Origin of the sequence: Dyadobacter soli (genome assembly GCF_900101885.1) — a bacterium.
Taxonomy (GTDB): Bacteria; Bacteroidota; Bacteroidia; order Cytophagales; family Spirosomataceae; genus Dyadobacter; species Dyadobacter soli.
Map to the genome: position 1 here is coordinate 98,051 of NZ_FNAN01000011.1, position 23,520 is coordinate 121,570.

Genomic DNA, 23,520 nt, shown 5'->3' on the forward strand with positions numbered 1-23,520 from the left:
ATTGGGTGAAAGCGATTTAATTTACTACCGATACACGATCCCCAGCCGCAATGCGCGTAGCCCGCTGAGTCCCTGCAAATCTTCCAGTTCCAGTTCTTCGGTAGCCGGATCGAGGGCTTTGGTTTCCTGTAAATAATGAATGAACGGCAAGTAATCCTCGATATCGCGGTGGTGCAGGTAAATGAGCGCGATCTTGTCGGGCTGGGTGAGGCGCTCATGCGAGTTTTTTAGCCTGACTTTGTCGATGCGCTTCTTGATCATCTGGTAACGGATGTTGTAAGCGCCTTCCACATCGAATTTCCGCTCATCGTTGCGGAAACTGATGTCGATCATGTGGTTATGGACAAAAATCAACTGTGTGGTATGCAACTCCTTGGGCATTTCGCTGAGCAATCCGCGGGTCAGCTTCGCCACTTCGATCATCGACGAAAGCTGCCACAGCCGCAGGTTTTTGAGGTGGAAATGATTGAAAGGCTTATCGGGCGAAATCGACTGGCCGATGTAAATGTCGTACTCGATACCGTCGGTCCTGAACTTCTCGAAATAGCAGGGGTACGAACGCTGCAATGCATCCTTCTGATCTTCGAAATACCGGTTTACAGCCGCATTGATCAGCTCCATGGAACGGTCGAGCTCCTGCCGGTGCCGGTGAACCTCGCCTTGCGCCGGGTGGGTAATGCCGAGGTACTCGTCGATGAGCGGGGTAGTGCGTGCGTCCTGCTGCGACAAATGCATCAGGTAGTTCCGGGCGTCCTCGTTCAAAAACGTATTCAGATTGTTCTCCGAAGTACTGTTCAACTCACCCTGCGTTACCGACTGCTGCCATTTGGTGCAATGGAAGCGCAGTTCCTGCATCAGCGACGAGCGGTCGAATGAGGCCAGGGCATTCAGCAGTTCGTCGAGCAGGTCGAGGTAATGGCCCAGGTCGGCGCGGATGGAGGTGTTGCGTTCGTTGGTGGAATTACGGATGTCGATCGCGCCGTACAGCGGGTACACGTCGTAGAATGCGATATTTTCGTTCACCTCGGGCAGCCCTTTCTTCCTCCGATGCAGGTAATGCCACGCCGACTCATTGAATTTCCATTGTACCGCCGGCTGTATCGAGGTGAATTTCTCCTTGATAATGCTTTCCAGTTCCAGGTTAAACTCCTCGATATAAGTATTGAGCAGCTGCGCCACCGGAGCAAAAGCTGTTTCGAGCGAGGCCAGTTTCTTTTCGTCGAAACGCTCGTCCTCCCAGGTATGCATACAAAGCACGCCCACTACTTTCTCTTCCACAAAAAGCGGTACCAATGCCAGCGAACGCACATTCAGATTGCGGAAAGGCGTCAGCCAGCCGATCTGCCGCTCATCTTCGCCCTGAATGTCAGGAGAAAAGAAAGAGTTGGGCTTGGCCGCGTAGCTCTCGGCCTGCCGGCGGAACTCCTCGGGCGTCAGCCGGTTTTCGCCCCATATCTGAAAAAGCACACCCGTGCCTGCCTGCCCGTACCCGTACACCGCCTGCCCGTTCACACGCACGAAGGGGAACAGATCGAACTCGATGCGGTTGTTCTGCACCAGCGTTTTCAGCGACTGGATAATGCGCTGGTAGCGGTTGGGACTATCGCCGGCAATGCGGTTGAACTGCACCTTTTTAATATTCTCGACAGCCATCCTGGCCGTAACGTCCGACACCGTAATCACGGCAAATCCGCGGAACTTGAACATATCGAGCGGCAATACTTTTTGCAGCTGCAAATGCCCGTCCTTTTCGCTGAAATGCGCATATATCTCGACGAAGTTGAGCTCCGGCAGCTCGCTTTTCGCCGATACTTCCACGAATTCGGGGCTTACGAGAACCTCATAATAGCGGTAAAGGCCGGTCTGCGTGTCGGTCCAGGCGTGGTACTGCTGAATTTTCACCGGCACCTGGAAATTGTAAAGTCTTTGCAGGATCAAGGTGTAGATCAAATGCAGGCGTTCGCGCTGGTAATCGTCGGGGCTCTTTTGCAGTTCGAACTGCGTTTCGAGCGGCTTCAAATTCAGCATCTCGAAAAGCAGGTCGGTACCATAGAAAATATGCGGGTAAAGCGGCATGCACATCCCCCAGGCAAGCTTGTGCTCCGAGGCGAGCGGCGCCGAAAGGCTGCTGTAGACATATTCGAAGAACTCGCCGTACCGGTGCGCCTCGTCGAGCGGGATATCGGTCTCCGGGAGCTGTTGCTCGTGGAAATAGCTTAGTATCGTCTTGTAAAACGTAGATTTCAACGTCTTCTCTTCCGACACGCGCTGTTCCAGGAAACGGATGTAAGGCATAAAGGAAATGGCGGAGTCGAGATCGAGGGGCAGCGCCCTCATGCCGGAGACGTCGAGTACTTCGTTTTTCATGGTGCTATGGCTGGCAATGGGAGCCTAAATATACGCAATCATGCGTTATCCTCGCGGAACAGCCCCGGCTCCATTTTGATGTTCAGCCTTTGCAGCATTTCGGCGCGGTTGAAACCCGTCCGCAGGTTTTCGGCATTAACCGCCTCTCTTGCATTGTGCACCGCTTCTTCACTCGTCCACGTGGCAACGGTAATGTATTCGGTATCGCCGGTTTCGGTGATGCGTTCGTATGCGTGGTCATGCACGAAGCCGTCCAGCGTGTGTATGAATGCCCGCGCGATATGCTGGCGTTCGAGAAAGGTTTCTTTGGATGCCGCGGGAATAAGGTATTTGCTGATGAATGCGATTGGGTTGTTGGTTTGTGTTTTCATGATTTTTGATTGAATGTAAATACAGCTTTTGTTTTTTGTCGATACAAAATTCCAAAACAACTGCCTGGCATTCTTGTAAAAAATCATTGATTTACCACAACACGGGAGACTTGAAAAACTCGGTAGGCGTGAGGCCGGTGAAGAGTTTGAAATCCTTGTTGAAATGCGGCTGGTCGAAATAGCCGGCATCGAGCGCTATCTGCGCCAGCGTTTGTCCAGTACGCCCTTGTTCCACCACCGATTTCATTTTAATAATGTAAGAGAATTGTTTGGCAGAAAGCCCCGCTACCCGTCGGAAACGTTTTTCGAATACATCCTGGCTCACGTGCAGCGATGCGGCAAGCTCGCGTATCCGCAACTGACCACCTGCATTCCGGATCTTTTGAATCGCCGCCAAAACCATATAGTCCGGCGTTTTGCCGCTCAACCGGCTGAGGAGAAAGCGCTCGATCAATGCAATGCGTGCCACGTGCGAGGCTTGTTCGGCCAGTTGCTCTTCCAGCAGCCGGGTATCCCCGAAACCGTCCAGCGCATTCATCGGAACGTTCGTATCGCTCAGCTCATGCAGCGGCTCCCGCACGAATGGCGCAATGCCGCCCTCCCTGAAAATGACCAGCAGGTTCGTTGTCCCCGACTGGTACGCCATTGTCCGTCCCGATTTTCGCAAACCCGAAACGACGATCGGTTCCAGCACATTGGTTCCGCCATTCAGATTAATGCTAACCTGCCCGCTCAGCCTGAACACCATTACCGGCGAAGTTTCGGGCAGCACATGGTTCACCACCTCCGCAGGCGTTTTGATCACCTTGTAGGATTTGATAAACGGGCTGAGCTCCGGTGTCGGAAAATAGGTATGCATGATCATTATTCCCGCAACCGGAATGCCGGGTCATCGGTTCCCGGGCCTGCGGAAATCGCGTGAACGGCTGCACGTAAAAGTGTATCGCATTTCCGGATTTTTGTATAAGTCGCCGGCGGAAGCGACCCGGTAAATTTGTAGCATCAAAACACAAAAACATTTGTCAATCATGTCAAAAACAATTTTTATCACCGGCGCTTCCAAGGGATTCGGCCGTATATGGGCAGAGGCTTTTTTGAAAAGAGGGGATAAAGTAGCGGCCACCGCCCGCAACACTGAAACGCTGAAAGACCTCGCAGCGCAATATCCTGATACCCTGTTAACCATTCAACTGGATGTGAACGACCGCGCGGCTGCATTCGCCGCCGTGGAACAGACCAGCAAGCATTTCGGCAGCGTGGATGTCGTGATCAACAATGCCGGTTACGGCCTGTTCGGCGCCATCGAGGAGACGAGCGAAAAAGAAGCCCGCGACCAGATCGAGACCAACGTTTTCGGTTTGCTTTGGGTGACCCAGGCGGCCATTCCCGTAATGCGGGCACAGGGCGGCGGCCACATTATCCAGGTTTCCAGCGTCCTCGGCGTGGCTACGCTGCCGGTACTGGGCCTTTACAATGCCTCCAAATGGGCTGTTGAAGGGTTGAGCGAAACGCTTGCTTCGGAAGTGAAAGACTTCGGAATCAAAGTGACGATCGTAGAGCCCAACGGCTTCTCGACCGACTGGGGCGGCGCTTCGGCCATCCATACCGAGCCTAACCCGCTGTACGACGGCGTGAAGGAAGCACTGTACGCCGGCTTGACGCCCGACACCATAGGTGATCCCGCCGCTACACCGGATGCCATTCTGAAAGTAGTCGATGAAGAAAATCCGCCATTGCGAATTTTCCTCGGTAAAGTTGGGTTCCCATGGTTGAACCAGGTATACGCCAACCGCATCGCGACGTGGGAAGAATGGAAAGAGGTAGCGGACGCCGCTCACGGTGGCCAGGTTACTGCCTGATTTTAGATTAATTTGATTAAAATCACCAAATCTGCACCTTTTACGGGTGCAGATTTAACTTTTTTCCAAAACCATGGACCATTATAAAAGCATCAGCGAGCTGCACCGTGCCAGTAACATGTCGGCACCGCAGCATCCTATGATCAGCATGTTCACCTGCGACGAGCTGAAAAGCTGTACGCTGGGCCGCCGGGAGTTTACGACGGATTTTTACCTGATCGCATTCAAAAAGATCAAGGCCGGGCATATTTTGTACGGCCGCACGAAGTACGACCACGAAAACGGTTCGATGATTTTTGCCAAGCCACGGCAGGTGATCGAAATCAACAATGTGGAACTGGAAGAAAAAGGGTTTATGCTCTACGTCCACGAGGATTTTTTGAATGGCCATGCATTGCATTCGGACATCCGCAAGTATGGTTTTTTCGATTACGAAGCCAACGAAGCATTGCATTTGTCGGAGCGCGAGGAGCAGATCATCTGGGACCTTTTCACCCGTATTCAAAGCGAATATTTCAATAATACCGACGAGTACAGCCGCGACATCATGCTTACGCACCTGGATTCGATGCTCAAATATTCGCAGCGCTTTTACAAACGCCAGTTTATCAACCGCACGCAGCTTTCGGGCACCACGGTTTCGCGCTTCAACGAAAGCCTCGCGGGCTATTTCGAAGATGGTAACTTCCAGGAAAAAGGCCTGCCGTCCGTCAAACTGATGGCCGACCTGCTCAATACCTCGCCGCGCTACCTGAGCGACCTGCTCAAACAGGAAACGGGTAAAACCGCCATTGAACTGATCCACATTTTCCTTGTCTCCGAAGCTAAAAACATGCTGCTCAGCTCGGACAAAACCGTGGCAGAAACGGCGTATATCCTCGGCTTCGAAAACCCGCCGTATTTTTCGAGGCTGTTCAAAAAAGAAACCGGGTTCAGTCCGAATGAATACAAGAAGCGGGTCGAGTTTCCGGGGCAGGCCGGGGTTGCGTGATTATTTTGGAATGTAAATGTTGATTTGCCTGCCATTGGCGTCGTAATCCCAGGATTTGGTAGGGTTGCCTTCGGGGTCATACTCCTGGTAGTGGCCGGTGGGTATAGCATTGTCTTTGAAATGATTTACGGTGTGGACCTGGCCATTATCATGGTAAAAAACGGAGGTGTATGCGCTGTTCTGGAAATGGTAAAAATTTTCCTGCCGGATTACGCCCCATCTCGAATACTCTTTCGAAGAGACGATTTTACCATTGTAATCGTAAAGCGCTTCCAGCCAAACCTGAATACGGCCGTATGTCTTGCGCAGAGAGTCTTCCGTTTTGTAAAAATCTCTCACCAGGAACTGCTTCATCCGATCGGTAACCGTGGTATCGTGATAAACCCTTGAAACATTAATCAGAATGTTTTTCCGGTAAAACTTTTGATCATACAGCTGGCCCGATGGGAAAAACCATTCCGATTTTCCTTGCAGCGAGTCGTTTACGAACATTTGCTTTCCGAAAATCTTTCCGTTTCGGTAGTAGATCGTCCGTATCCCGTTTTTAAGGCCTTCGTGATAGGTCGTTTCGATTTCCAGCTTTCCATCGGGGTAGTATTGCTTGTCGACACCGTCGCGGTTCCGCTTTTCGGCGCGGCCATACAATTTTCGTAAATCTTCCAATTCCTGAATACCTCTTTTGAAATGCCAGTCCCGCAGGCCGTCCTTATCGCGGTACCGGACGTTCCGGTTGCAGGCGCCTATCGAAAGTTTACCACCGCGTTCGGTCGCAAACAGTAGCCATTCGTCACCGACTTCAATACCCATATCGCAGGACGATTGAATATCATATTCGATGAGCCCACGAATATCTTTTCCTTTGAATTTTTCGATGATTTTAAAACCCAGAGTCGCGTCCCGGAAAGGCGTCGAGCCTGATGGTGGATTGGCTGTTTCGGAAGTGATTTTTACCAATGCGACGAAGGGGTAGTCCTTCGTGTCGTCCAGCGATTTAATCGCCTGAAAATCAATTATACAGGAGCAGGCCAACGCCTCTGCGTTGACAGCGAGGATGAGCGTAGTAATACACACGCACACCGATTTTAAGATTTGTTTCATGGCTTTTCAGAGGTTGCAGGGCTCTTAAAAATTTAGCCCAAAGTAACACTTTCCCTCAATTTGGTATACTTTAATTTACTTAAATATTTTAATTGAAAAAATAGCAAATACCACTCCGAATGCGTTCTAATAGCTGATTTGTGAATCAAATTCGTTTATTTGGTCGGTTTATTGGACGTTACTCTGGAAAATACATGATTCAATTCAAACCCGGGAAATACCGGCGTCGCATTCTTTTTTTATGGCGTGCTTTCGGCATTGGGCTGGCCTTGCTGATACTTTACATTGCCGCCGTTAACTACAACTTCTTCTGGCTTTTCGGGGGGATGCCCGATCTGGTAGCATTGGAAAACCCTAAAAGCGAGGTGGCTTCCGATCTGATCTCGCAGGACGGCAAATCGATCGGTAAATACCTGATCGAGAACCGCTCACCGGCGGAGATCTCTGAAATTTCCCCTAACCTGATCAATGCATTGCTGGCTACGGAGGATACCCGCTTCATCAGCCATTCGGGTATCGACCCGCGCAGCCTTTTGCGTGTTGCGAAGGGCATTCTCACGGGCAATTCGAGCTCGGGAGGTGGAAGTACGCTCACGCAGCAGGTCGCCAAAAACCTCTTCAATACCCGCTCGGAGGAGTTCGAAGGGACATTGGGCAAAATACCCGTCGTACGGATCGTTATCGCGAAAACAAAGGAATGGATACTTTCTACCATTCTCGAAAGAAAATACACGAAGCAGGAAATCATGCAAATGTACCTCAATACGGTTTCTTTCGGGAATAATGCATTTGGTGTCAGGGTTGCTTCCAAAACATATTTCGATACCGACGTGCGCGACCTGGACATTACGCAGTCGGCGCTGCTGGTGGGTATGCTGCAAAACCCGACGATCTACAATCCTATGCGCTTCCCGCAAAACGCCACCAACCGCCGGAACACGGTGCTGGGGCAAATGGCGAAGTACGATTACATTACCGACGACGATTTCAACCAGTTGAAAGAAAAGCCGCTGGGACTCCAATTTTCGATGGAGACGCACGCCAATGGCCCGGCGCCTTATTTCCAGGAGTCGATGCGCGGGTACTTGAAAGCCTGGGTGAAAATGTACAACGAAGAAAACGGCACCGACCTGAACCTATACACGAGCGGCCTGCGCATTTACACGACCATCGATTCGCGCATGCAGGAGTACATGGAGGAGGCGCTCACGCGTCACATGAAGGAGCAGCAGAAAATTTTCGCCGACCACTGGAAAGGCCGTAACCCGTGGATCGACGAAAATGGCAAGGAAATTCCCGGGTTTATCAATACCGCGGTGCGCCGCTTGCCGTATTTCAATGTCCTGAAAGCCAAACTCGGCGAGGAAGAGGCCTGGAAAGTGATGCGGAAGCCTTACAAAATGAAGGTATTCTCGTGGGATGGGGAAAAAGAAGTGACGATGAGTCCCATTGATTCCATTAAATATTATAAACACTTCCTGCGTGCGGGCATGATGGCCATGGACCCGCGTAACGGGCACGTGAAGGCCTGGGTTGGAGGGATCAATTTCAAATATTTCCAGTACGACCACGTGAAGCAAGGCAAAAGACAGCCGGGCTCGACGTTCAAGCCGTTTGTATACACGGCCGGTTTGGATAAAAACTTCATTACCCCTTGCGAAAAGATCATGGATTCGCCAGTCACATTCCAGGCCGGTATCGATGATGTGCAGGAAGATTATACGCCGAAAAACTCCAATGGCGTTTATTCCGAGCAGGCGCTGACACTCCGGCAGGCATTAGGGAAATCGGTGAACTCGGTAACGGCCAACATTATGAAAATGGTAAAGGCCAATACGGTGGTCGATTATGCGCATAAGCTGGGCATTACCAGTGAGCTGCCGGCCACTCCGGCACTTTGCCTGGGAACGGGCGAGGTATCGGTTTACGAAATGGTATCGGCGTATTCCTCCTTCGCGAATGGCGGTTATAAGGTTATGCCGATGACGATCCTGCGTATCGAGGACCGCCACGGCAAGCTGCTGGCTGAGTTTCACGAGCAGCAGAGCCAGGAGCTCAGCGAAAATATGGCTTACAATATGCTTTACCTCATGCGCGGCGCGGTGGAAGATCCGGGTGGTACTGCGGGCCGTTTGCGGCAATACGGCGTTACGGACGGCAATGAAATCGCCGCCAAAACTGGTACCTCACAAAACCATTCCGACGGCTGGTTTATGGGCATGACGCACAACCTCGTTGCCGGCATATGGGTGGGCGGAGAAGACCGCAGCATTCATTACCGCAGCCTCGCGCTCGGGCAGGGCGGGCGCGTAGCCATGCCTGCGTGGGGCGCATTCATGCAAAAGGTTTACAACGACCAGACGCTCATTCAATACCGCAAAGGCCCATTCCCGCGCCCGGAAGGCTACACCGGCGAATGCGCAACCGACTCAACACAGCAGAGTACGGAGGACGTGTACACGCCTCCCGCGAAGTCGGATGATGAAGGGGTGTTATTCTAATAAAACAGGCAGGTCGGTAACGGCCTGCCTGTTTTGCTTATGCGGGTTTGATATTCTGATTGACGCAGAACACATTTTCCGGATCATATTTGGCTTTGATCCGCGCGAGTTTTTCATAGTTACTTCCATATGTCGCTTTCACGCGGTCCGCGCCTTCTTCCATCATAAAATTGACATACGCACCACCGGCGCCATGCGGGTGTAGCTCTTCCCAATAGTCTCTCGCAAACCGGGTTACCACATCTTTTTCAGTCGGTTCCGGCGATACCCCGGCGATCACCATCGACCAGGTAGCATCGCGGTAGTTCCAGGCGGTGGCGTCTTTCGGCACGCGGCTGGCGGCGCCGTTGATCGGGTAGAGGTGCATTCCCGAAAAGAAATTGGGAATTCTGTGCGCATGCTTGATATGCACATCCATCACTTCCGGCGAGAGGTGTTTCACAAAATCGCCTTTCCAGTACCATTGCAGGCCGGGCACAAAAAGGTCGTCGAACATCGTTTGGAGTGCCGGAACGGGCATTGGTCCGGTGGCGTCGATCAATGGTGCGCGGAATTTGCGTACCATATCAAAAACTTCGGCAGCCTCTTCCTCGTCGATGCAGCTCCACACAATGCCGCACATCAATCGCAAGTGGTATTGTTCGGGAAAAATAGGAGCAGGGGGGATTTTGTGAAAATTAAAAAAGCCACTCACTGTATCCGGCGCCTGCTTGATGAAATCCTGGTACCATTCCATCATCGCCTTCGCTTCATTGATATCCCAGAACATCGGCCCGCCGTAAACCGTGTGCACGTTGTGTGCGCGGAACAGGAAAGAGGTTACCACCCCAAAATTGCCCCCGCCGCCGCGTATTGCCCAGAAAAGGTCCTCGTTTTCAGTGGGTGATGCTTTCACCAGATCGCCGTTGGCCAGTACCACATCCGCTTCGAGCAGATTGTCGATCGTGAGGCCCGCGAAGCGCGTCAAATGTCCCAAACCTCCTCCCAGGGTAAGTCCTCCGATGCCCGTTGTGGCATTGATGCCCGTCGGTACGGCAAGCCCGTGCGGGTGGCCGGCCGTATCCAGGTCGCCCAACAGGCAGCCGCCTTGTGCGCGGATCGTCCGGGCAGCGGGATCGACCGTCACATTGCGCATCGCGGACAAATCAATGACTAACCCTTGGTCACATACGCCGAGCCCGGCACCATTGTGTCCGCCGCAGCGAACGGCGACGACAAGATCGTTTTCCTGTGCAAAGTGAATGGCTTTAACGACGTCGGTCTCGTCTGCACAGCGGGCAATGAACCCGGGGCTTTTGTCGATCATGCCATTATGGACTTTTCTGACGGTGTGATAGTCAGCATCGCCGGGCGTAATCACCCGGCCCCTGAATTGGGGGATTGTTTTGAGGGAACTGTTTGCTTCCATCTGAGAGCGAGTTTAAATGAGGAACAAGAAAAATCTTGCCGGTCCGGGGAGACCGCATTTCAGATCATGTGGTGTAGCAAAGCAAAATTGGCCGGGATTTCGGTAATCGAAGGGTGAAGTTCCAGTCTATTGTAAATATAATAATTTTTTGAACCTCAAACACAGCCGCTTACGAAGCGCGAAAATGAATGGAAAAGAATTGGCAGCAATCGTTACCCCGGAGGTGATCATGGACCAAGCGAAGGCGATGGCTTGGAAGAAGTGGCTTGTTTACAGGTTATTACAGTTCATACAGCGATTATGACGCTTCGGCGGATTTAACAAGGGAAATGGCAGGCCGACAGGGCATTTTTGCAACGTCGGCCCCCTGTGCCGGCAGTTTATTCCAAACTGTTATTGTCAAAAGCCATGTTAAAGAAAATTATGAAATGGACCGGCCGCGCGTTGCTGGTCGTGCTGCTGCTAGCACTCGGTTACTACACCAAAGCTTACATTGCGATAAGCGGCCGCAAAAGTAAAGTCTACACGGTAAAGCCTGTCAAACTCGACATTCCGACCGATTCCGCCACCATCGCCATGGGCAAGCGCCTCGTAACCACCAAGGGTTGTACCGACTGCCACGAAAAAGACCTCGGCGGCAAAGTACTCTTCGAACAAAAAGGATTGGGCAGGCTCGTAGCGCGCAATCTTACCAAAGGTAAAGGTGGTGTGTCCAAAGATTTCGATACCGACGACTGGGTGCGCGCGATCCGTCATGGGGTGCAGCAAGACGGCACGCCGCTCATTTATATGCCGTCGGCGGGGTTTAACCAACTGAGCGAAACCGACCTGAAAGCGGTGATTGCTTACTGCGAACAGGTAGCTCCTGTGGACCGCGAGGTTCCGGCATGTGATATCGGTGTGGGCGCTACTATCCTGGCCGATCTGGGAGAACTGGAATTGTTCGAGGCCGAAAAAATCGACCATAATGCGGCATTGCCCCTGGCGATCCGCGAAGGCGTCACGGCCGATTTCGGGAAGTATGTGTCGCAAATTTGTACCGGCTGTCACAAGCCCGACATGAAAGGCACACCGGGAGATGGCGGTACGCCCAACATTTCATCCACCGGCCCGAGCGCCCGATGGACCGACGAGCAGTTTTTCCAGACCCTTCGCACGGGCAAGCGGCCGGATGGTTCCGAACTGAAAGCGCCTATGCCCTGGCAGATGACCGCGGCGTTTTCGGATACCGAAATGCGGGCTTTGCGCGTGTACCTGAAAAGTATCTGATCGGGCCGGATCAAATCAATACGGAGGATGGCGTTGGAGTTTTCACGAATTATTTGGAAATTGGACGCCATCTACTCAATCCGTTTCTTCTCATTACTTAGCCGGTTAATTGACATAAAACATTTCACCGGGTTTTTTTATGAGTAGAATCAAATGTTTGATCATTGACGACGAGCCGCACGCGGCTGGCATTCTCGAATCCTACATCGGCGAATTGGACGCGCTGGAACACGTAGGGACTTTCTATGAGGCGATTGACGCGCTGATGTATCTTCAACGCAACAAGATCGACCTGCTTTTCCTGGACGTGATGCTTCCCAAAGTAACGGGAGACGCATTCCTGAAAATGCTGCCCTGCCGGCCCAGGGTTATCTACCTGTCGACCAGGAAGAAAAAGTGGAAGCCGGGTGACGACGGTCACATTATGGGCTGCCTCAGGAAGCCTGTCGCGTTCAACGATTTCATGACGGTTATCGACCGCTATTTCGCAGCAATACCGCCGGCGATGAGGCGCAGCATCCAGCGAAGGCGGAAGCGTCCCGTCGCAGACCGTGGGCCTTTTATTTACCTTTTTTCGGATAAATCGATCGTGAAAGTATTCACGCAGGAGGTGTTGTATATCGAGGGCGTTAAACATTACTCGAAAATCACGACTACGGAAGGGGAGATCATTATTCACCAGGGATTGGCGGCTATCGAAGGGCAGTTTGCCGGTAAAGGCTTCATGCGAATACACCGTGCGCTGATCGTGTCGGTTTGCAAGGTGACGGGAGTTGGAGAAAGTACGATCCAGATAGGCACGCACATCCTGCCCGTGAGCCGGCCCTATCGCGGAAAGATCCGGCAGGAGATACACACAGGCCTCCGAAGCGTATAGCGGAATTTACAAACCATTTACGGCAGATGAAATCGTGCAACCGACTGTGACTCGATCCCGGCCCAATATCCGGAAGGTGGTGATGCATTCACGGTGGCGCTGAGGTTAAATATTTTGGCAAGCCCGAAAAAGATCGATGATCAATTGAGATCACGGGCATTCAGACTCACTTACCCCGTCGTAAACGACCATTTTCGCTGGTGCAATATTGGTATTACAATAGCCAACCGCCTTATTTTGCTGCTCTGCATTGGGATCATAATGAAACTGCAGTTGAAAGACCGTATCCCGTTTTATCAACGATTGCGGAAGATTTATTACTGCTGCCAGATAGACTTCTTTACCCTCGCTACCATCCATTCTTGTCGCGTATTGGGTTGGCCTCAGAAGCCGTACCAGATGCGTTTCCGTTTTTGTCGGGCAATAACTTGTCAGGTACACGGCAGGGATGCACTGAATATCCGACACCGGTTCTGTATTGTCTTTGTTACAACTAAGGAAGGCCAGAATAGCCACCGCCGATGCTATATTTTTGCTGAACCACATATTGGAATGCTATGGAATAATTGAATGGATTTTAGAACAGTTTCATTGAGGTACTTTGCATAGGATATATTCCGGCATTTAATGGTTGTAAAGTTAATACTAATGAAAAAGTCTGACCCGGTCGAAAATGAATTGCCTCATTCTTCGCGGCAATGTATCATCTGCCAAGGTACGCTCTTGCAACATAATTTCTCGCGGCAAGGCTCCTCGCTCATATGGCGGGCTCTCCGCGCAATTATTCCTTCAATTTTAAAGCAAGGTTTAAGTTAACAGCCCTGCTGATTTGTAAACAAACCGTTGTCGCAACGATCAGTAATGAAATGATTGTTGCAGCGACGAAGGGCTGGAAGGAAATGTCGACCCGGTACGCAAAGGTTTGCAACCATTTGGAGGCTATCACCAGGGAAGTTGGCCAGGCTATCAAATTGGCTATGAGTATGATATAAAAAAATGGAGTTCCTAACGTCAGCATAAGTTCGCTGCCGCGTGCGCCGAATACTTTCCTGACGGCTATTTCTTTCATTCTGAGGTGAATCGCTTGCGCTGCCGAGGCAAAGAAGCCCAGGGAGGCGATGAGCACGGCCAAAATCGAAAAATAAGTGAGTATCGATTGCAACTGCTCCTGTTTCGCATACAATTTACCATACAGTTCGTCGAGGAAATGGTAGTTGAAGTTATCTCCATCCAACTTATTAATGCTATTCCATTCCCGGCCGAGGGTAGCCAGTACAGCCGGTATTGCATTGCCTTCGACACTGATCATAATTTGCGTTTTAGGAGCGCCAAGCGGGTTGTTCATTAGGTACACGGTGGGTTGAACGTAGGATTCGAAGCCGGATGACTTTACATCTTTGGTCACGCCGATGATCCTGTAATGACCGCTGCGGCCTTTGATCATTGTGCCGACAGGATTTGCCAGACCCATATTCCTGGCCGCAGTTTCGTTGATGACCGCATTGGCGGAGTCTACGGGGAATGACGAGGAGAAAGTTTGACCCTGTTTCAACCGGATGTTCAAGGTTTCAAAATAGTGGTAGCCCACCGCAACAGTCTGCATAGCATGTGTTTTGTTTTGAATCACATATTCGTGGGAAGCAGGCATGATCCCTCCTGGAACGTGGGACGATACGGCCACATCCTTTACGCCGGGAATCGCTTTTATCCGTGCATTAACGGATTCGAAACCTGCAGGCGTGTTATAAATCGCCATATTGTCAATATATAAAACCTGCCTGGCCTGAAAGCCCGGATCTTCTGATTTCATGAAACTTATCTGCTGATTGATGATGATCAGCACTATGACAAAGCCGATGGCAAACGTAAATTGCAGCACGGGAATTACCCCTTTCGTCCAGGAGAACTGTCCGCCTTTTTCGAACTGATTTCCCCTTAACACCTCGGCAGGCCTGAATCCGGCCATCACCAGGGCGGGATAAGCCCCGGCCAATAGTGTTAATGCTATTACGGCAAGCAGCAGCTGCATGGCTATTGCGCCATTTATTCCGGAAATTGACAGGTTTACATCCAGCAGTTGATTAAAATAAGGTAGACCCAATGCCACGATCCCGAATGAGATCAGGGTGGCAACAATGCATTGGGAAAAGATCTCCGCCAGGAACTGAAAGACAATCTGCTGTTTACTAATGCCGCTCACTTTTTTGATGCCCACTTCTTTGGCACGCCTGTTGGCCTGGGAAACATACAAATTTGTAAAATTCACACCCGTGACAATCAATATGATCAGCGCGAGAACGACGAGGCCTTTTACAATTTGATCATTGACGTGAGAACCGTAATGAGGCTTCAAATGCAGATTTTTTAGCGGGTCTAAAAAGATCGTGGGCGCATCCGACATGGCCAGCGCTTCCCTGGCTACCATACTGGTGTCTGCCAATGCGGCTTCCCTGTAAATTTGATCGATTTTTCTGGAAAGCAGGCCGATATCCGTACCTGGCTTTACCAAAAGGAAAGTCCTGTAAATCTGGTTGGCGTAGCTTTGATCCTTGCCCTGCGTAATGTCCTCGCTGAAACCGATGCAGTCGAAACTGAAATTAGTGTTACCCGGTGCATCCTCGGCAACCCCGGCAATGGTCATCGGCATCCCGCTCCTGGACATCATCATGACCGTTTTATTTTGAATATCGCTTTCGCCGGGAAAAAGTACCTCGGCCGTTCGCCTGGAAAGCAAAACCGTGGGCGCAGCATTGTTAGGAGTTAGATGAAAGCCCATGGGTTTAATCCCCAGCATACCGGCCAGTGAATAGTCGGCGCCGACCCAATTTTTTATCAAAAACCTCCCCGAATTCGTGAAGAAGGGTAATTGAAACAATGCGGTATTCATCCGGCCCGTTTCTTCGACTTCCGGACAGGCGTTTTTAATGGCCGCGGCCAATTTTCCCGGCGTGTAAGGCGAAGCTCCGTTCGGCGTTTCCCGCTCTACCAGAAAAACCCGGTCCATGTTACCGTTCCACTCATCATAGCTGGTTTCATTGGCAACATACAACGACACAAAAGTGAATGTGGCCAAACCGAGCGCGAGCCCGGCAATGTTCAGGAAATTATACCCTTTGGATTTAAGAAAGGCCCGTAGCGCAATTTTGAGATGAAGCATCTTCACAGGTTTTTAGTGGAAGAAAGCGATTAGCTGGTATAAGGTCGCATACCCTATCGATATACTTGTACTTACTAATATATTTAAATTTATTATATAAAAAGATTTTGGCTTTTTCAGGATTAAGTGCTTATAATTAGACGCATAAAAAACTATAAATGTCAGATAGAATTCGATACAAGACAAAGATCATGGTCATCGGTGCAGGTCAGGCCGGCCTGTCCGCCGCTTATCATCTAAAAAAACTGGGCTTGGAGATCGGCCCCGATTTCATAGTACTCGACGCGGCTTCGGCAGCAGGTGGCGCGTGGCAATATCGCTGGCCGTCGCTCACGCTTAGCACTGTGAACAAAATCCACGATTTACCCGGAATGGCTTTCGACGAGACCCTCGATACGGCTGGCACGACCGTGCAAGCCAGCATCGCCGTGCCTCATTACTTCGACCTTTACGAGCAAAAATTCGGCATCCGGGTGTTTCGCCCGGTGAAAGTGGAGAATGTGTACCTCCACAACGACCGGTTCTACATTGATTCACAGAAAACGCTGTTTTCGGCAATGGGGATCATTAATGCCACCGGTACCTGGGAGAATCCTTACATTCCTGCCTACCCGGGGGCTGAGCTTTTCATGGGTGAACAGCTGCATACCAAAGATTTTAAAACTGCCGACTATTTCAAGGGAAAACGCGTTGTGGTGGTTGGCGGGGGTATATCGGCAATCCAATTACTCGACCAGATTTCAAAAGTGACCGCTACAATCTGGGTTACCCGCCGCCCGCCCGTTTTTAGAGAAGGCCCATTTGACGATGTGGCCGGCCACAAAGCCGTGGCGATGGTGGAAGAAAGGGTGAGAAACGGTCTGATACCTTCATCGGTCGTTTCCGTTACGGGGCTACCTCTTTCGCCGGAAGTGGTAGACATGAAACGGAGGGGCGTGCTCAACCGCTTTCCAATGTTCAGCGAGATCACCAGAGACGGTGTTAAATGGGAAGACGGCAGGGAGGAAAAGGCCGATGTCATTCTTTGGAACACCGGCTTTCGAGGGGCGCTGGAACATCTGAAAGCCGTTTTACCCAGGGAAGAAACCGGTGGCATTATCATGTCGGGCCGCCTGGCAACAATGGTCGCGAAAGAACCCCGCATCCATTTACCGGGATACGGCCCGTCTGCATCCACTATCGGAGCCAATCGCGCCGGGGCGGTAGCAGCCCGGGAGTTGATGGCGACCCTTAATATCCTGGAAAGCCATCATTGACAGCATAACTTTCTGTAAATTTGAATCCTTTTTTGACTAAGATCTCCGGTCGGCCCGGGTAATAAGCTGCATATTTTGAACAAAGGCTCAACGGAAAAACATTCTGTCATTCATTATTTTAACGAAATGCCCGGGGACTTTCCGCTTCCTGAAAAATTTACATACCCGTTTCACTACCAGCCGCAGCCGATCAGCCTGCTGGCTGTCAAAAAGCTGCAATCGCATTTGGAAGTACAACAAAACTGGGTACATAATTTTGGTCTGTCGGCGAGTGACGAAACCGTTATCGGTAAGATGTTTGGTGTGCTGGTGGTAGTGACGCCTGACGGCAGGATCGGTTACCTGTCTGCTTTTTCGGGTAAACTGGCAGGTAGCAATCACCACGAAGGGTTTGTGCCACCGATCTTCGACGGATTGGCCGACGGCGGGTTTCTTAATGCAGGAATGCTCGAACTTTCCAATATCAACGAGCAGATCAGGGCATTGGAAACGCGAAAGCCAAAAAATTTCGAACAGGTAATACAATCATTGAAAACAGCACGAAAAATTCATTCATACCGACTTCAAAATGAGATTTACGACCAATACCATTTCTTAAACCAGGCCGGGGAAGAGAAAAGCCTGCGTGCCATCTTCGAAGGAGCCTTATACAAAAATCCCCCTGCCGGTGCAGGCGAGTGCGCGGCTCCCAAAATGCTGCAATATGCCTTTCGGCACGGCATGAAACCCGTTGCGATGGCTGAGTTCTGGTGGGGCAAGTCCCCAAAATCCGATTCTTGGAAACACCGGCATTTCTATCCGGCCTGTCGCGAAAAATGTGAACCTATACTGGCGCATATGCTTGCCGGAATGGAGTTGGAAGACGCGCCCTGACCGAAGACTCTCACGATTGTATGCATCGGAGTAGCAACCATGTAGCCTGCCCGGTTTGCTTTTGGGAGGATGACCCGGTTTCTTAACTTTTGCCAATTCTAACCAACTTAGTTTTTGTGAAAATATCCGTATTATCATGTGGTAAAGTGCTCCGAGCAAGACCCAGGCGGACGATGCGTTGCTTTCGACAGTCGCCGATGCGTATACGATGGAAAAAGATAGCACAAAAAGTACGCGGCGATTTCGGTTGATTCAAGGACTTAGTAAAGAAATTGGCGGCGATTTGAAGATATTCAGCAATATCGGAACGACGGTATCCCTGACGTTCAATTCCGAAGACGCCTTTCGAGTATAAACGAATAAACCGTGTTGTAAGCGAGTTCAAACCGGCCCATAGTGATGTAAGCTCCGATCTTACTGTCGACCAATGCATTATTAGTCAATTGGGTGAAAGGTTCGGAAGTTCCCGTGGATTTCTAGTTGCGAGCAGCAGATGTCCGACAGAACGATCCTGGGAGAGCCTTTGATAGAGTAAGTCGGATATGCTAAATTCCGGGAGCTGCATGGTGAAATTTTTCATTATCAATCACCAATACCCAGTCTTCGTTTGTGGGGGAGGTGAATGCTTTGACCTGCTCCCTGGAACTGAATCGCCCGACGGGCGCGCCTGAGCCAGTTCTCGGGTTATACCACCAGGCTTTTATGTTTTTCATGCCCAATGCTGTCAGGTCCAGTTTAACAGGCCCGCCATTGGGCATGTAGGCCATGTAAGTGCTCTGATCCGATGCCGCAGCTGCGCAAATGTAGCCGATGTCTCCGAACAGCCCCCGGTCAGAAACGATCACATGGGCAGACGTATCTGGCACCAGTAAATGCCAGGACCTCGATGTAAACAGTTTAAAGCATATTTCCATTTGTTTCATACCCTCGGTATTCATCAGTGGGCGCCAGTTTTTGAACACATACAACTGATGGTCCTTGTAACCCGGGGAAAAGCTCGTGCCGACGCATCCGCTCAGCAGGCCTCCATAATTTTTTCTGCGTATGTACTGATAATCTTCGTTGTCGGGGCCATGCGGGATGTCCTTCTCGTAACTCTGATCAAGCTGGAAAATCATTTTCCCTTTATCATACCGCCGCAATTCAGACTTGTATTGCGGACCGTGCGGACCCATGTTCTTTTCATCAAAAACATAAAGACCGTCTATATCCATATACTTGTTATACAGCTCATTGTCTGCTGACCAGTTACCTCCTCCGGTAGAATCGAAATGCCCGGTCCACAAATGAGTATGGTCGGATTTCTTAATGCCCCTTATCATGTTGTCCAGATGGGGATGCAGTTTCCCGTCCCCTTTGTGATCACCGCCGGCAACCCAGATGATGTTGTTTTGATTACGGTAACGTTTGCCGATGAACTCACCGTACAGCCTGCTTTTTTCAGGACTATTATTCGGACTCAAAACTTTTGACCACCATCCCTGCGTACTATCGGTTTTGTAACCCAGATAGCAGGGTACCAGCAATACGAGCATACCCTTGGCGCTTGCCATGCGAAGCACGCGGTCAACATGCTCGAAATAGGCGGGATTAGGAGTGGAAAAATCCCATTGCACTTTGAATGGGGATATTCCCTGCCAGTCAGGCGGCCCGCCGGCAAAGCGTTTGTCACTGGAAATGATACTGACCAGCATGGTGTTAAAGCCTTTTCTTTTAACACTATCCATGAATTCGGATTCTTCCTTTTCGGACAGTGCCTGAATCAAACCCCAGGCTGAAATTTCCTTGATCAGAAATGGCTTGCGTTTGTTATCGGTCAGATACCTTTTGTTGGCACTCAGTTTCAGCGGAAAATCCGTTTTGGTTTGCGCTTGTGTCGGATTCGGGCAAAGACAGATGTAGCCTATAAAAAGATTCAAAAATACTTTTATCATGGGATGATTTGATATTTTTATAAGTCTTACCTAAGACCCGACCGCTCACAAAATACTGCAACGATTGCCCTATACTGTATGACGCTCTTTCAGGCTTAATGGAAGAAAAACACGTTATCCAGATGATCAGGGTTAGCATCACGTCCAGAACGGTCACACTCTCGACTTCCGCCAAAGTAGCCTACCCGGTCATGGTGCGGAAGAAGGGGCCGAGGGTCTTTTCCGGGCTTTGATCTCCTTTTTAAGAAAATTGATCAACGGCATGTGCTTTTCCCAGTTGTCTTCGCTAATGCGTTGACCGTTGATGTAGAAAGCCGGAGGGCGGTCGCCAATGGCGACCATTTTGTAATACGTTCCGTCGGGACCTTTGGTTTCCACGGAGTTCAATGGGGTTTCCTCTGCTTGTGAAAGGGAATCCAGGTTGGAAGGGTAGGCGATTGGTCCCGATGCAACGACGCTTCTTTGATCTTTTTGAAAAACTGCAAACCAGACCAGAGCGACGACAGCCAGGATGGTCAATGTGACAGGTATCATTAAAAATTTGCGGGAAGTCTTGATGAACGTTTTCGCGGTGCCATCGGTGATGGTACCTTCAAATACGTAACCTTTTTTGGGTACCGTTTGCAGCAGTTCCTTCCGATCATCGATCAGCGCTTTTCTTAGCGCAGACACCGTTTGTGTCAAGGCCTCGTCACCTCCCGGGTAGTTATTCCAAACCTTATCTATCAGCGTCTGGCGCGTTACCGTTTGCCCGGGCGTTTCCACCAGCAGGCACAGCACCTGCATTAGCCGCGGTTCCAGCCTGATGACGCTGCCGGTTACCTTATCGGAAATTGTGCTGTTGGAGGGCACGATCTGAAACCGGTCATTGATAACAAAACTACGCTGCATTGGAAGATTCAGGGTTTTCTGAGGTTTTACAAAGGTTTTCTAAATGTGCCTGCGGTTCCAAAGCTAGTAGTTTTGGGACATGAAAAAATACTTCACCTTCGCTCTTTTTACCATTTTTGGCCATTTTTTAAAAGGCCAGTCAGTTTCCTATCGCATCGACAGCATGTTTAACCGACCCGGGTTTCTCAATGGCGGTGTGCTCGTGGCCGACTACGATCGGATTATCTATCAAAACGCTTTCGGTGTTGCCGACTTCGACGGCCAACGTCCTTTGCAGATCAACGACGGGTTCCAATCGGCATCGGTGTCGAAAGTTTTTACCTCGACGGCAGTTTTGTTACTCGCGCAAAAGGGTCGCCTGAAACTTGCAGACCCGGTACAACGCTATTTTCCTTCATTTCCCTACCGGCAGGTAACCATTATGCATTTGCTGAACCATACCTCCGGGATTCCCGATGTTGAAGTCTATGACAGCCTGATTACCATGGACCCGAAACAGCCTGTTGACAATGCGGATTTGCCGAATGCGATTGCCCGGTCGGGTTTGCCCTTGCACTTCGTCCCGGGAGCAAAGTTTAAATACTGCAATGTGGGGTACCAATTATTGGCGCTATTGGTGGAGAAGGTCTCCGGCCGGGAATTCGGGATTTATCTGGAAAAGGAAATCTTTGCACCTGCTGGGATGCAACATACCCGATTAAAGCGAAAGGGGACATCTGTCCCTGTTACAAACAATGTACTTTGGCCCGGATACGTTCTACAACCTCGAAACGTCGATAGCATCCGTCTACCGGATACGCATCCTTACGTCAAGCGGTTACAGTATGACAACTATCTACTCGGCGCGACCTACGGCGATCAGAATGTGATCACGACCACAGGTGATTTAAACTTGTTTACGAAGGCATTCCTGGGAGGAAAATTGCTTGGCAAAGTTTGGATCGATCTTGCGCTCAGGCCAACCGTATTGAACGATGGCACTACCTACACCGAAAATAATAGTGTGCTTGGCGGTGCAAATAGTTCTTACGGGCTTGGGTGGGAAGTCCACAAAGACAAGAATAGCTCTAAAATAGGGCATTCGGGCTACAATCGGGGGATTTATGTGCATTATTTTGTCGATGTTCTCGCCAGGAGAACAGTTGTGCTTTTCGATAATACCGAAGGTTCCGGGTTTGGGGCCAAATTGCTCAACATCATAAATATAATTGAAGGTAAGCCGCTACAAAAAGTAGATCAGCGCAAGCAGGCGGTACGTTATTTTGCCAATGCGCTGTTGAAATCCGACTCATCTGATGCAATTCTTCAACTATTGCAAATGAAGCAGGATACCGCGCATTTCCAGTTTTCCCCGCAGCGAATGAATCAGGTCGGTTATGATTTTCTACATACCGGACACGTCGACAAAGCCATCGAAACATTTAAAATCAACCTCTTGTGGGATCCCAACGACTATAACAAGTACGACAGCTACGGAGACGCCCTGATGGCTGCCGGGCGGAAAGCGGAAGCCATCAGGGCGCTTCAAAGGGCGCTAGACCTTAATCCCAAGGCGAGTGAAATCCAGGCAAAGCTGCGCATCTGGCAGCAAAATTGATTAATCTCAGCCCTTAGTTCAGTTTTCACTTTTTCCCGCCGCTGTGTATCCGCATTAAAAAAGTCAAGAAAAAATTGTCAACCATTTGGTTGTCTTATCTCAATCCCAATCTTGCCGAAGAAATTCTCATCGCCTTTTTTAAATTCAAGCAGGCTGTGCGCCTGGCCTATTTCCGACAATGGGAAAACTTTGTTTACCACCGGCCTGAGCTTACCGGATTCCACCAGCTTGGTGAGCTCATTCAACTTGTTTCTGCTCTGCCGGGTAAATACAAAATGGTAAGTGGCATTTTTCCCCCACGCGTGGATCAGGTTTTGCGGCTTTTCGATGTCGACCAGCGTAACTACCTGTCCCAGTTGACTGAGTACCAGCCCGCTATCCGAAAGTGTATTGCCTCCCAGGGTATCTATGACGACATCTACACCATTACCACTTGTAAGCTGCTGAATAGCATCAATGTAATTTTCATTTTCGTAGTCGATCACATGATCGGCTCCTAGTTCGAGAAGAAACTGGTGATGGACTTTCCTGGCTGTCGTAAAAACGACGGCGCCCATTGCCTTGGCAATCTGAATGGCCGGTATCCCCACGCCACCGGCCCCGCCATGGATCAGGATTGACTGATTGATCCTTAGCTGTGCCCTGGTAACCAGCATTTCCCAGGCCGTACCGGCTGCCAGTGGAAGCGTCGCGGCTTCCAGGTGGCTCAGGTTTTTGGGTTTCAGGCCGATGATCGACTCATGGGCGATGTGGTATTGGGCATAACTTCCCTGGCCCTTGAAGATCTCAGGCGTATAATAAACCTGGTCGCCAACTTTGAAATTCTCCACACCCGGCCCGACTTCCACGATTTCTCCGGAGACGTCGTGGCCCGTAATGACGGGCAATGACAATTCATTTTTATAATCCCCGCGCCGGACCTGGAAATCCAGCGGGTTCACCGATGTGGCAATGACTTTGACCAGAACTTCCCTGAAACTGGCTTTGGGCGTTGGTACTTCTACGATTTCGAAGTTTTCGACAGGGCCGAACTCCCTTAACACTGCTGCCTTCATGCTATTGAGTTATCTA

At 50.4% G+C, this 23,520-nt stretch carries 18 protein-coding genes; 8 read left to right on the top strand and 10 right to left on the bottom strand.

Translation table 11 applies throughout. The annotated features are described in order from the left end of the window. Positions 1-24: 24 nt before the first annotated feature. From BLQ88_RS18855 to BLQ88_RS18865, 3 genes are all read right to left on the bottom strand, one after another. Complete coding sequence (locus BLQ88_RS18855; RefSeq protein ID WP_090153357.1) at positions 25-2,367, bottom strand: GAF domain-containing protein; 2,343 nt, start codon at positions 2,365-2,367, stop codon at positions 25-27. A gap of 38 nt (positions 2,368-2,405) precedes the next feature. Further along, positions 2,406-2,738 carry an antibiotic biosynthesis monooxygenase family protein gene (locus BLQ88_RS18860; protein ID WP_143016872.1) on the bottom strand — a complete coding sequence of 111 codons (333 nt, stop codon included), beginning with the start codon at positions 2,736-2,738 and terminating at the stop codon, positions 2,406-2,408. Positions 2,739-2,829: 91 nt separating this feature from the next. Beyond that, positions 2,830-3,597 (bottom strand): helix-turn-helix domain-containing protein, encoded by a 768-nt coding sequence (locus tag BLQ88_RS18865; RefSeq protein ID WP_176885022.1) that lies wholly within the window; start codon positions 3,595-3,597, stop codon positions 2,830-2,832. A gap of 169 nt (positions 3,598-3,766) precedes the next feature. Between BLQ88_RS18865 and BLQ88_RS18870 the strand changes: the two genes are divergently transcribed. Continuing rightward, positions 3,767-4,597, top strand: coding sequence for an SDR family oxidoreductase (locus BLQ88_RS18870; RefSeq protein ID WP_090153362.1), 831 nt, complete (start codon positions 3,767-3,769; stop codon positions 4,595-4,597). Between the two features lie 73 nt (positions 4,598-4,670). Beyond that, positions 4,671-5,588: a helix-turn-helix domain-containing protein gene (locus BLQ88_RS18875; protein ID WP_090153364.1), complete on the top strand. Its 918-nt coding sequence runs from the start codon at positions 4,671-4,673 to the stop codon at positions 5,586-5,588. Here the strand turns inward: BLQ88_RS18875 and BLQ88_RS18880 are convergent, their stop codons facing one another. Then, complete coding sequence (locus BLQ88_RS18880; RefSeq protein ID WP_090153366.1) at positions 5,589-6,686, bottom strand: toxin-antitoxin system YwqK family antitoxin; 1,098 nt, start codon at positions 6,684-6,686, stop codon at positions 5,589-5,591. A 194-nt stretch (positions 6,687-6,880) separates the two neighbouring features. Between BLQ88_RS18880 and BLQ88_RS18885 the strand changes: the two genes are divergently transcribed. Beyond that, positions 6,881-9,187 carry a penicillin-binding protein 1A gene (locus tag BLQ88_RS18885; protein WP_090153368.1) on the top strand — a complete coding sequence of 769 codons (2,307 nt, stop codon included), beginning with the start codon at positions 6,881-6,883 and terminating at the stop codon, positions 9,185-9,187. Between the two features lie 37 nt (positions 9,188-9,224). On the opposite strand, the gene BLQ88_RS18890 is transcribed toward BLQ88_RS18885, so the two are convergent. Continuing rightward, the gene (locus tag BLQ88_RS18890; protein ID WP_090153370.1) at positions 9,225-10,595 is read right to left on the bottom strand and encodes an FAD-binding oxidoreductase; all 1,371 of its coding nucleotides are present in this window, start codon (positions 10,593-10,595) and stop codon (positions 9,225-9,227) included. A 408-nt stretch (positions 10,596-11,003) separates the two neighbouring features. Between BLQ88_RS18890 and BLQ88_RS18895 the strand changes: the two genes are divergently transcribed. Both BLQ88_RS18895 and BLQ88_RS18900 read left to right on the top strand, forming a co-directional pair. Beyond that, positions 11,004-11,864 carry a c-type cytochrome gene (locus tag BLQ88_RS18895; protein WP_090153372.1) on the top strand — a complete coding sequence of 287 codons (861 nt, stop codon included), beginning with the start codon at positions 11,004-11,006 and terminating at the stop codon, positions 11,862-11,864. A gap of 139 nt (positions 11,865-12,003) precedes the next feature. Then, positions 12,004-12,741: a LytR/AlgR family response regulator transcription factor gene (locus BLQ88_RS18900; protein WP_090153374.1), complete on the top strand. Its 738-nt coding sequence runs from the start codon at positions 12,004-12,006 to the stop codon at positions 12,739-12,741. Between the two features lie 150 nt (positions 12,742-12,891). Here BLQ88_RS18900 and BLQ88_RS18905 read toward each other — a convergent pair whose 3' ends face one another. Both BLQ88_RS18905 and BLQ88_RS18910 read right to left on the bottom strand, forming a co-directional pair. After that, the gene (locus tag BLQ88_RS18905; protein WP_090153376.1) at positions 12,892-13,287 is read right to left on the bottom strand and encodes a hypothetical protein; all 396 of its coding nucleotides are present in this window, start codon (positions 13,285-13,287) and stop codon (positions 12,892-12,894) included. Positions 13,288-13,522: 235 nt separating this feature from the next. Beyond that, on the bottom strand, positions 13,523-15,898 hold the full coding sequence (locus tag BLQ88_RS18910) for an ABC transporter permease (protein ID WP_090153378.1): 2,376 nt from the start codon (positions 15,896-15,898) through the stop codon (positions 13,523-13,525). A 158-nt stretch (positions 15,899-16,056) separates the two neighbouring features. Between BLQ88_RS18910 and BLQ88_RS18915 the strand changes: the two genes are divergently transcribed. Both BLQ88_RS18915 and BLQ88_RS18920 read left to right on the top strand, forming a co-directional pair. After that, entirely contained in the window at positions 16,057-17,154 is a 1,098-nt protein-coding gene (locus tag BLQ88_RS18915) for an NAD(P)-binding domain-containing protein (RefSeq protein WP_090153380.1), read from the top strand. 126 nt (positions 17,155-17,280) lie between these two features. Beyond that, on the top strand, positions 17,281-18,027 hold the full coding sequence (locus BLQ88_RS18920; protein WP_090153382.1) for a pseudouridylate synthase: 747 nt from the start codon (positions 17,281-17,283) through the stop codon (positions 18,025-18,027). Between the two features lie 545 nt (positions 18,028-18,572). Here the strand turns inward: BLQ88_RS18920 and BLQ88_RS18925 are convergent. Both BLQ88_RS18925 and BLQ88_RS18930 read right to left on the bottom strand, forming a co-directional pair. After that, positions 18,573-19,961, bottom strand: coding sequence for a glycoside hydrolase family 140 protein (locus tag BLQ88_RS18925; protein ID WP_090153384.1), 1,389 nt, complete (start codon positions 19,959-19,961; stop codon positions 18,573-18,575). Between the two features lie 189 nt (positions 19,962-20,150). Further along, positions 20,151-20,852 (bottom strand): winged helix-turn-helix domain-containing protein, encoded by a 702-nt coding sequence (locus BLQ88_RS18930; protein WP_090153385.1) that lies wholly within the window; start codon positions 20,850-20,852, stop codon positions 20,151-20,153. Between the two features lie 79 nt (positions 20,853-20,931). Here BLQ88_RS18930 and BLQ88_RS18935 point away from each other — a divergent pair, with 79 nt between their 5' ends. After that, the gene (locus BLQ88_RS18935; protein WP_090153386.1) at positions 20,932-22,449 is read left to right on the top strand and encodes a serine hydrolase; all 1,518 of its coding nucleotides are present in this window, start codon (positions 20,932-20,934) and stop codon (positions 22,447-22,449) included. Between the two features lie 77 nt (positions 22,450-22,526). Here BLQ88_RS18935 and BLQ88_RS18940 read toward each other — a convergent pair whose 3' ends face one another. Beyond that, positions 22,527-23,504: a zinc-dependent alcohol dehydrogenase family protein gene (locus tag BLQ88_RS18940; RefSeq protein ID WP_090153388.1), complete on the bottom strand. Its 978-nt coding sequence runs from the start codon at positions 23,502-23,504 to the stop codon at positions 22,527-22,529. Positions 23,505-23,520 lie beyond the last annotated feature (16 nt).

Bases quoted from the DNA above. Each gene is read 5' to 3' on its own strand.
- BLQ88_RS18855 (WP_090153357.1), bottom strand. From the start codon at position 2,367: ATGAAAAACGAAGTACTCGACGTCTCCGGCATGAGGGCGCTGCCCCTC.
- BLQ88_RS18860 (WP_143016872.1), bottom strand. From the start codon at position 2,738: ATGAAAACACAAACCAACAACCCAATCGCATTCATCAGCAAATACCTT.
- BLQ88_RS18865 (WP_176885022.1), bottom strand. From the start codon at position 3,597: ATGCATACCTATTTTCCGACACCGGAGCTCAGCCCGTTTATCAAATCC.
- BLQ88_RS18870 (WP_090153362.1), top strand. From the start codon at position 3,767: ATGTCAAAAACAATTTTTATCACCGGCGCTTCCAAGGGATTCGGCCGT.
- BLQ88_RS18875 (WP_090153364.1), top strand. From the start codon at position 4,671: ATGGACCATTATAAAAGCATCAGCGAGCTGCACCGTGCCAGTAACATG.
- BLQ88_RS18880 (WP_090153366.1), bottom strand. From the start codon at position 6,686: ATGAAACAAATCTTAAAATCGGTGTGCGTGTGTATTACTACGCTCATC.
- BLQ88_RS18885 (WP_090153368.1), top strand. From the start codon at position 6,881: ATGATTCAATTCAAACCCGGGAAATACCGGCGTCGCATTCTTTTTTTA.
- BLQ88_RS18890 (WP_090153370.1), bottom strand. From the start codon at position 10,595: ATGGAAGCAAACAGTTCCCTCAAAACAATCCCCCAATTCAGGGGCCGG.
- BLQ88_RS18895 (WP_090153372.1), top strand. From the start codon at position 11,004: ATGTTAAAGAAAATTATGAAATGGACCGGCCGCGCGTTGCTGGTCGTG.
- BLQ88_RS18900 (WP_090153374.1), top strand. From the start codon at position 12,004: ATGAGTAGAATCAAATGTTTGATCATTGACGACGAGCCGCACGCGGCT.
- BLQ88_RS18905 (WP_090153376.1), bottom strand. From the start codon at position 13,287: ATGTGGTTCAGCAAAAATATAGCATCGGCGGTGGCTATTCTGGCCTTC.
- BLQ88_RS18910 (WP_090153378.1), bottom strand. From the start codon at position 15,898: ATGCTTCATCTCAAAATTGCGCTACGGGCCTTTCTTAAATCCAAAGGG.
- BLQ88_RS18915 (WP_090153380.1), top strand. From the start codon at position 16,057: ATGTCAGATAGAATTCGATACAAGACAAAGATCATGGTCATCGGTGCA.
- BLQ88_RS18920 (WP_090153382.1), top strand. From the start codon at position 17,281: ATGCCCGGGGACTTTCCGCTTCCTGAAAAATTTACATACCCGTTTCAC.
- BLQ88_RS18925 (WP_090153384.1), bottom strand. From the start codon at position 19,961: ATGATAAAAGTATTTTTGAATCTTTTTATAGGCTACATCTGTCTTTGC.
- BLQ88_RS18930 (WP_090153385.1), bottom strand. From the start codon at position 20,852: ATGCAGCGTAGTTTTGTTATCAATGACCGGTTTCAGATCGTGCCCTCC.
- BLQ88_RS18935 (WP_090153386.1), top strand. From the start codon at position 20,932: ATGAAAAAATACTTCACCTTCGCTCTTTTTACCATTTTTGGCCATTTT.
- BLQ88_RS18940 (WP_090153388.1), bottom strand. From the start codon at position 23,504: ATGAAGGCAGCAGTGTTAAGGGAGTTCGGCCCTGTCGAAAACTTCGAA.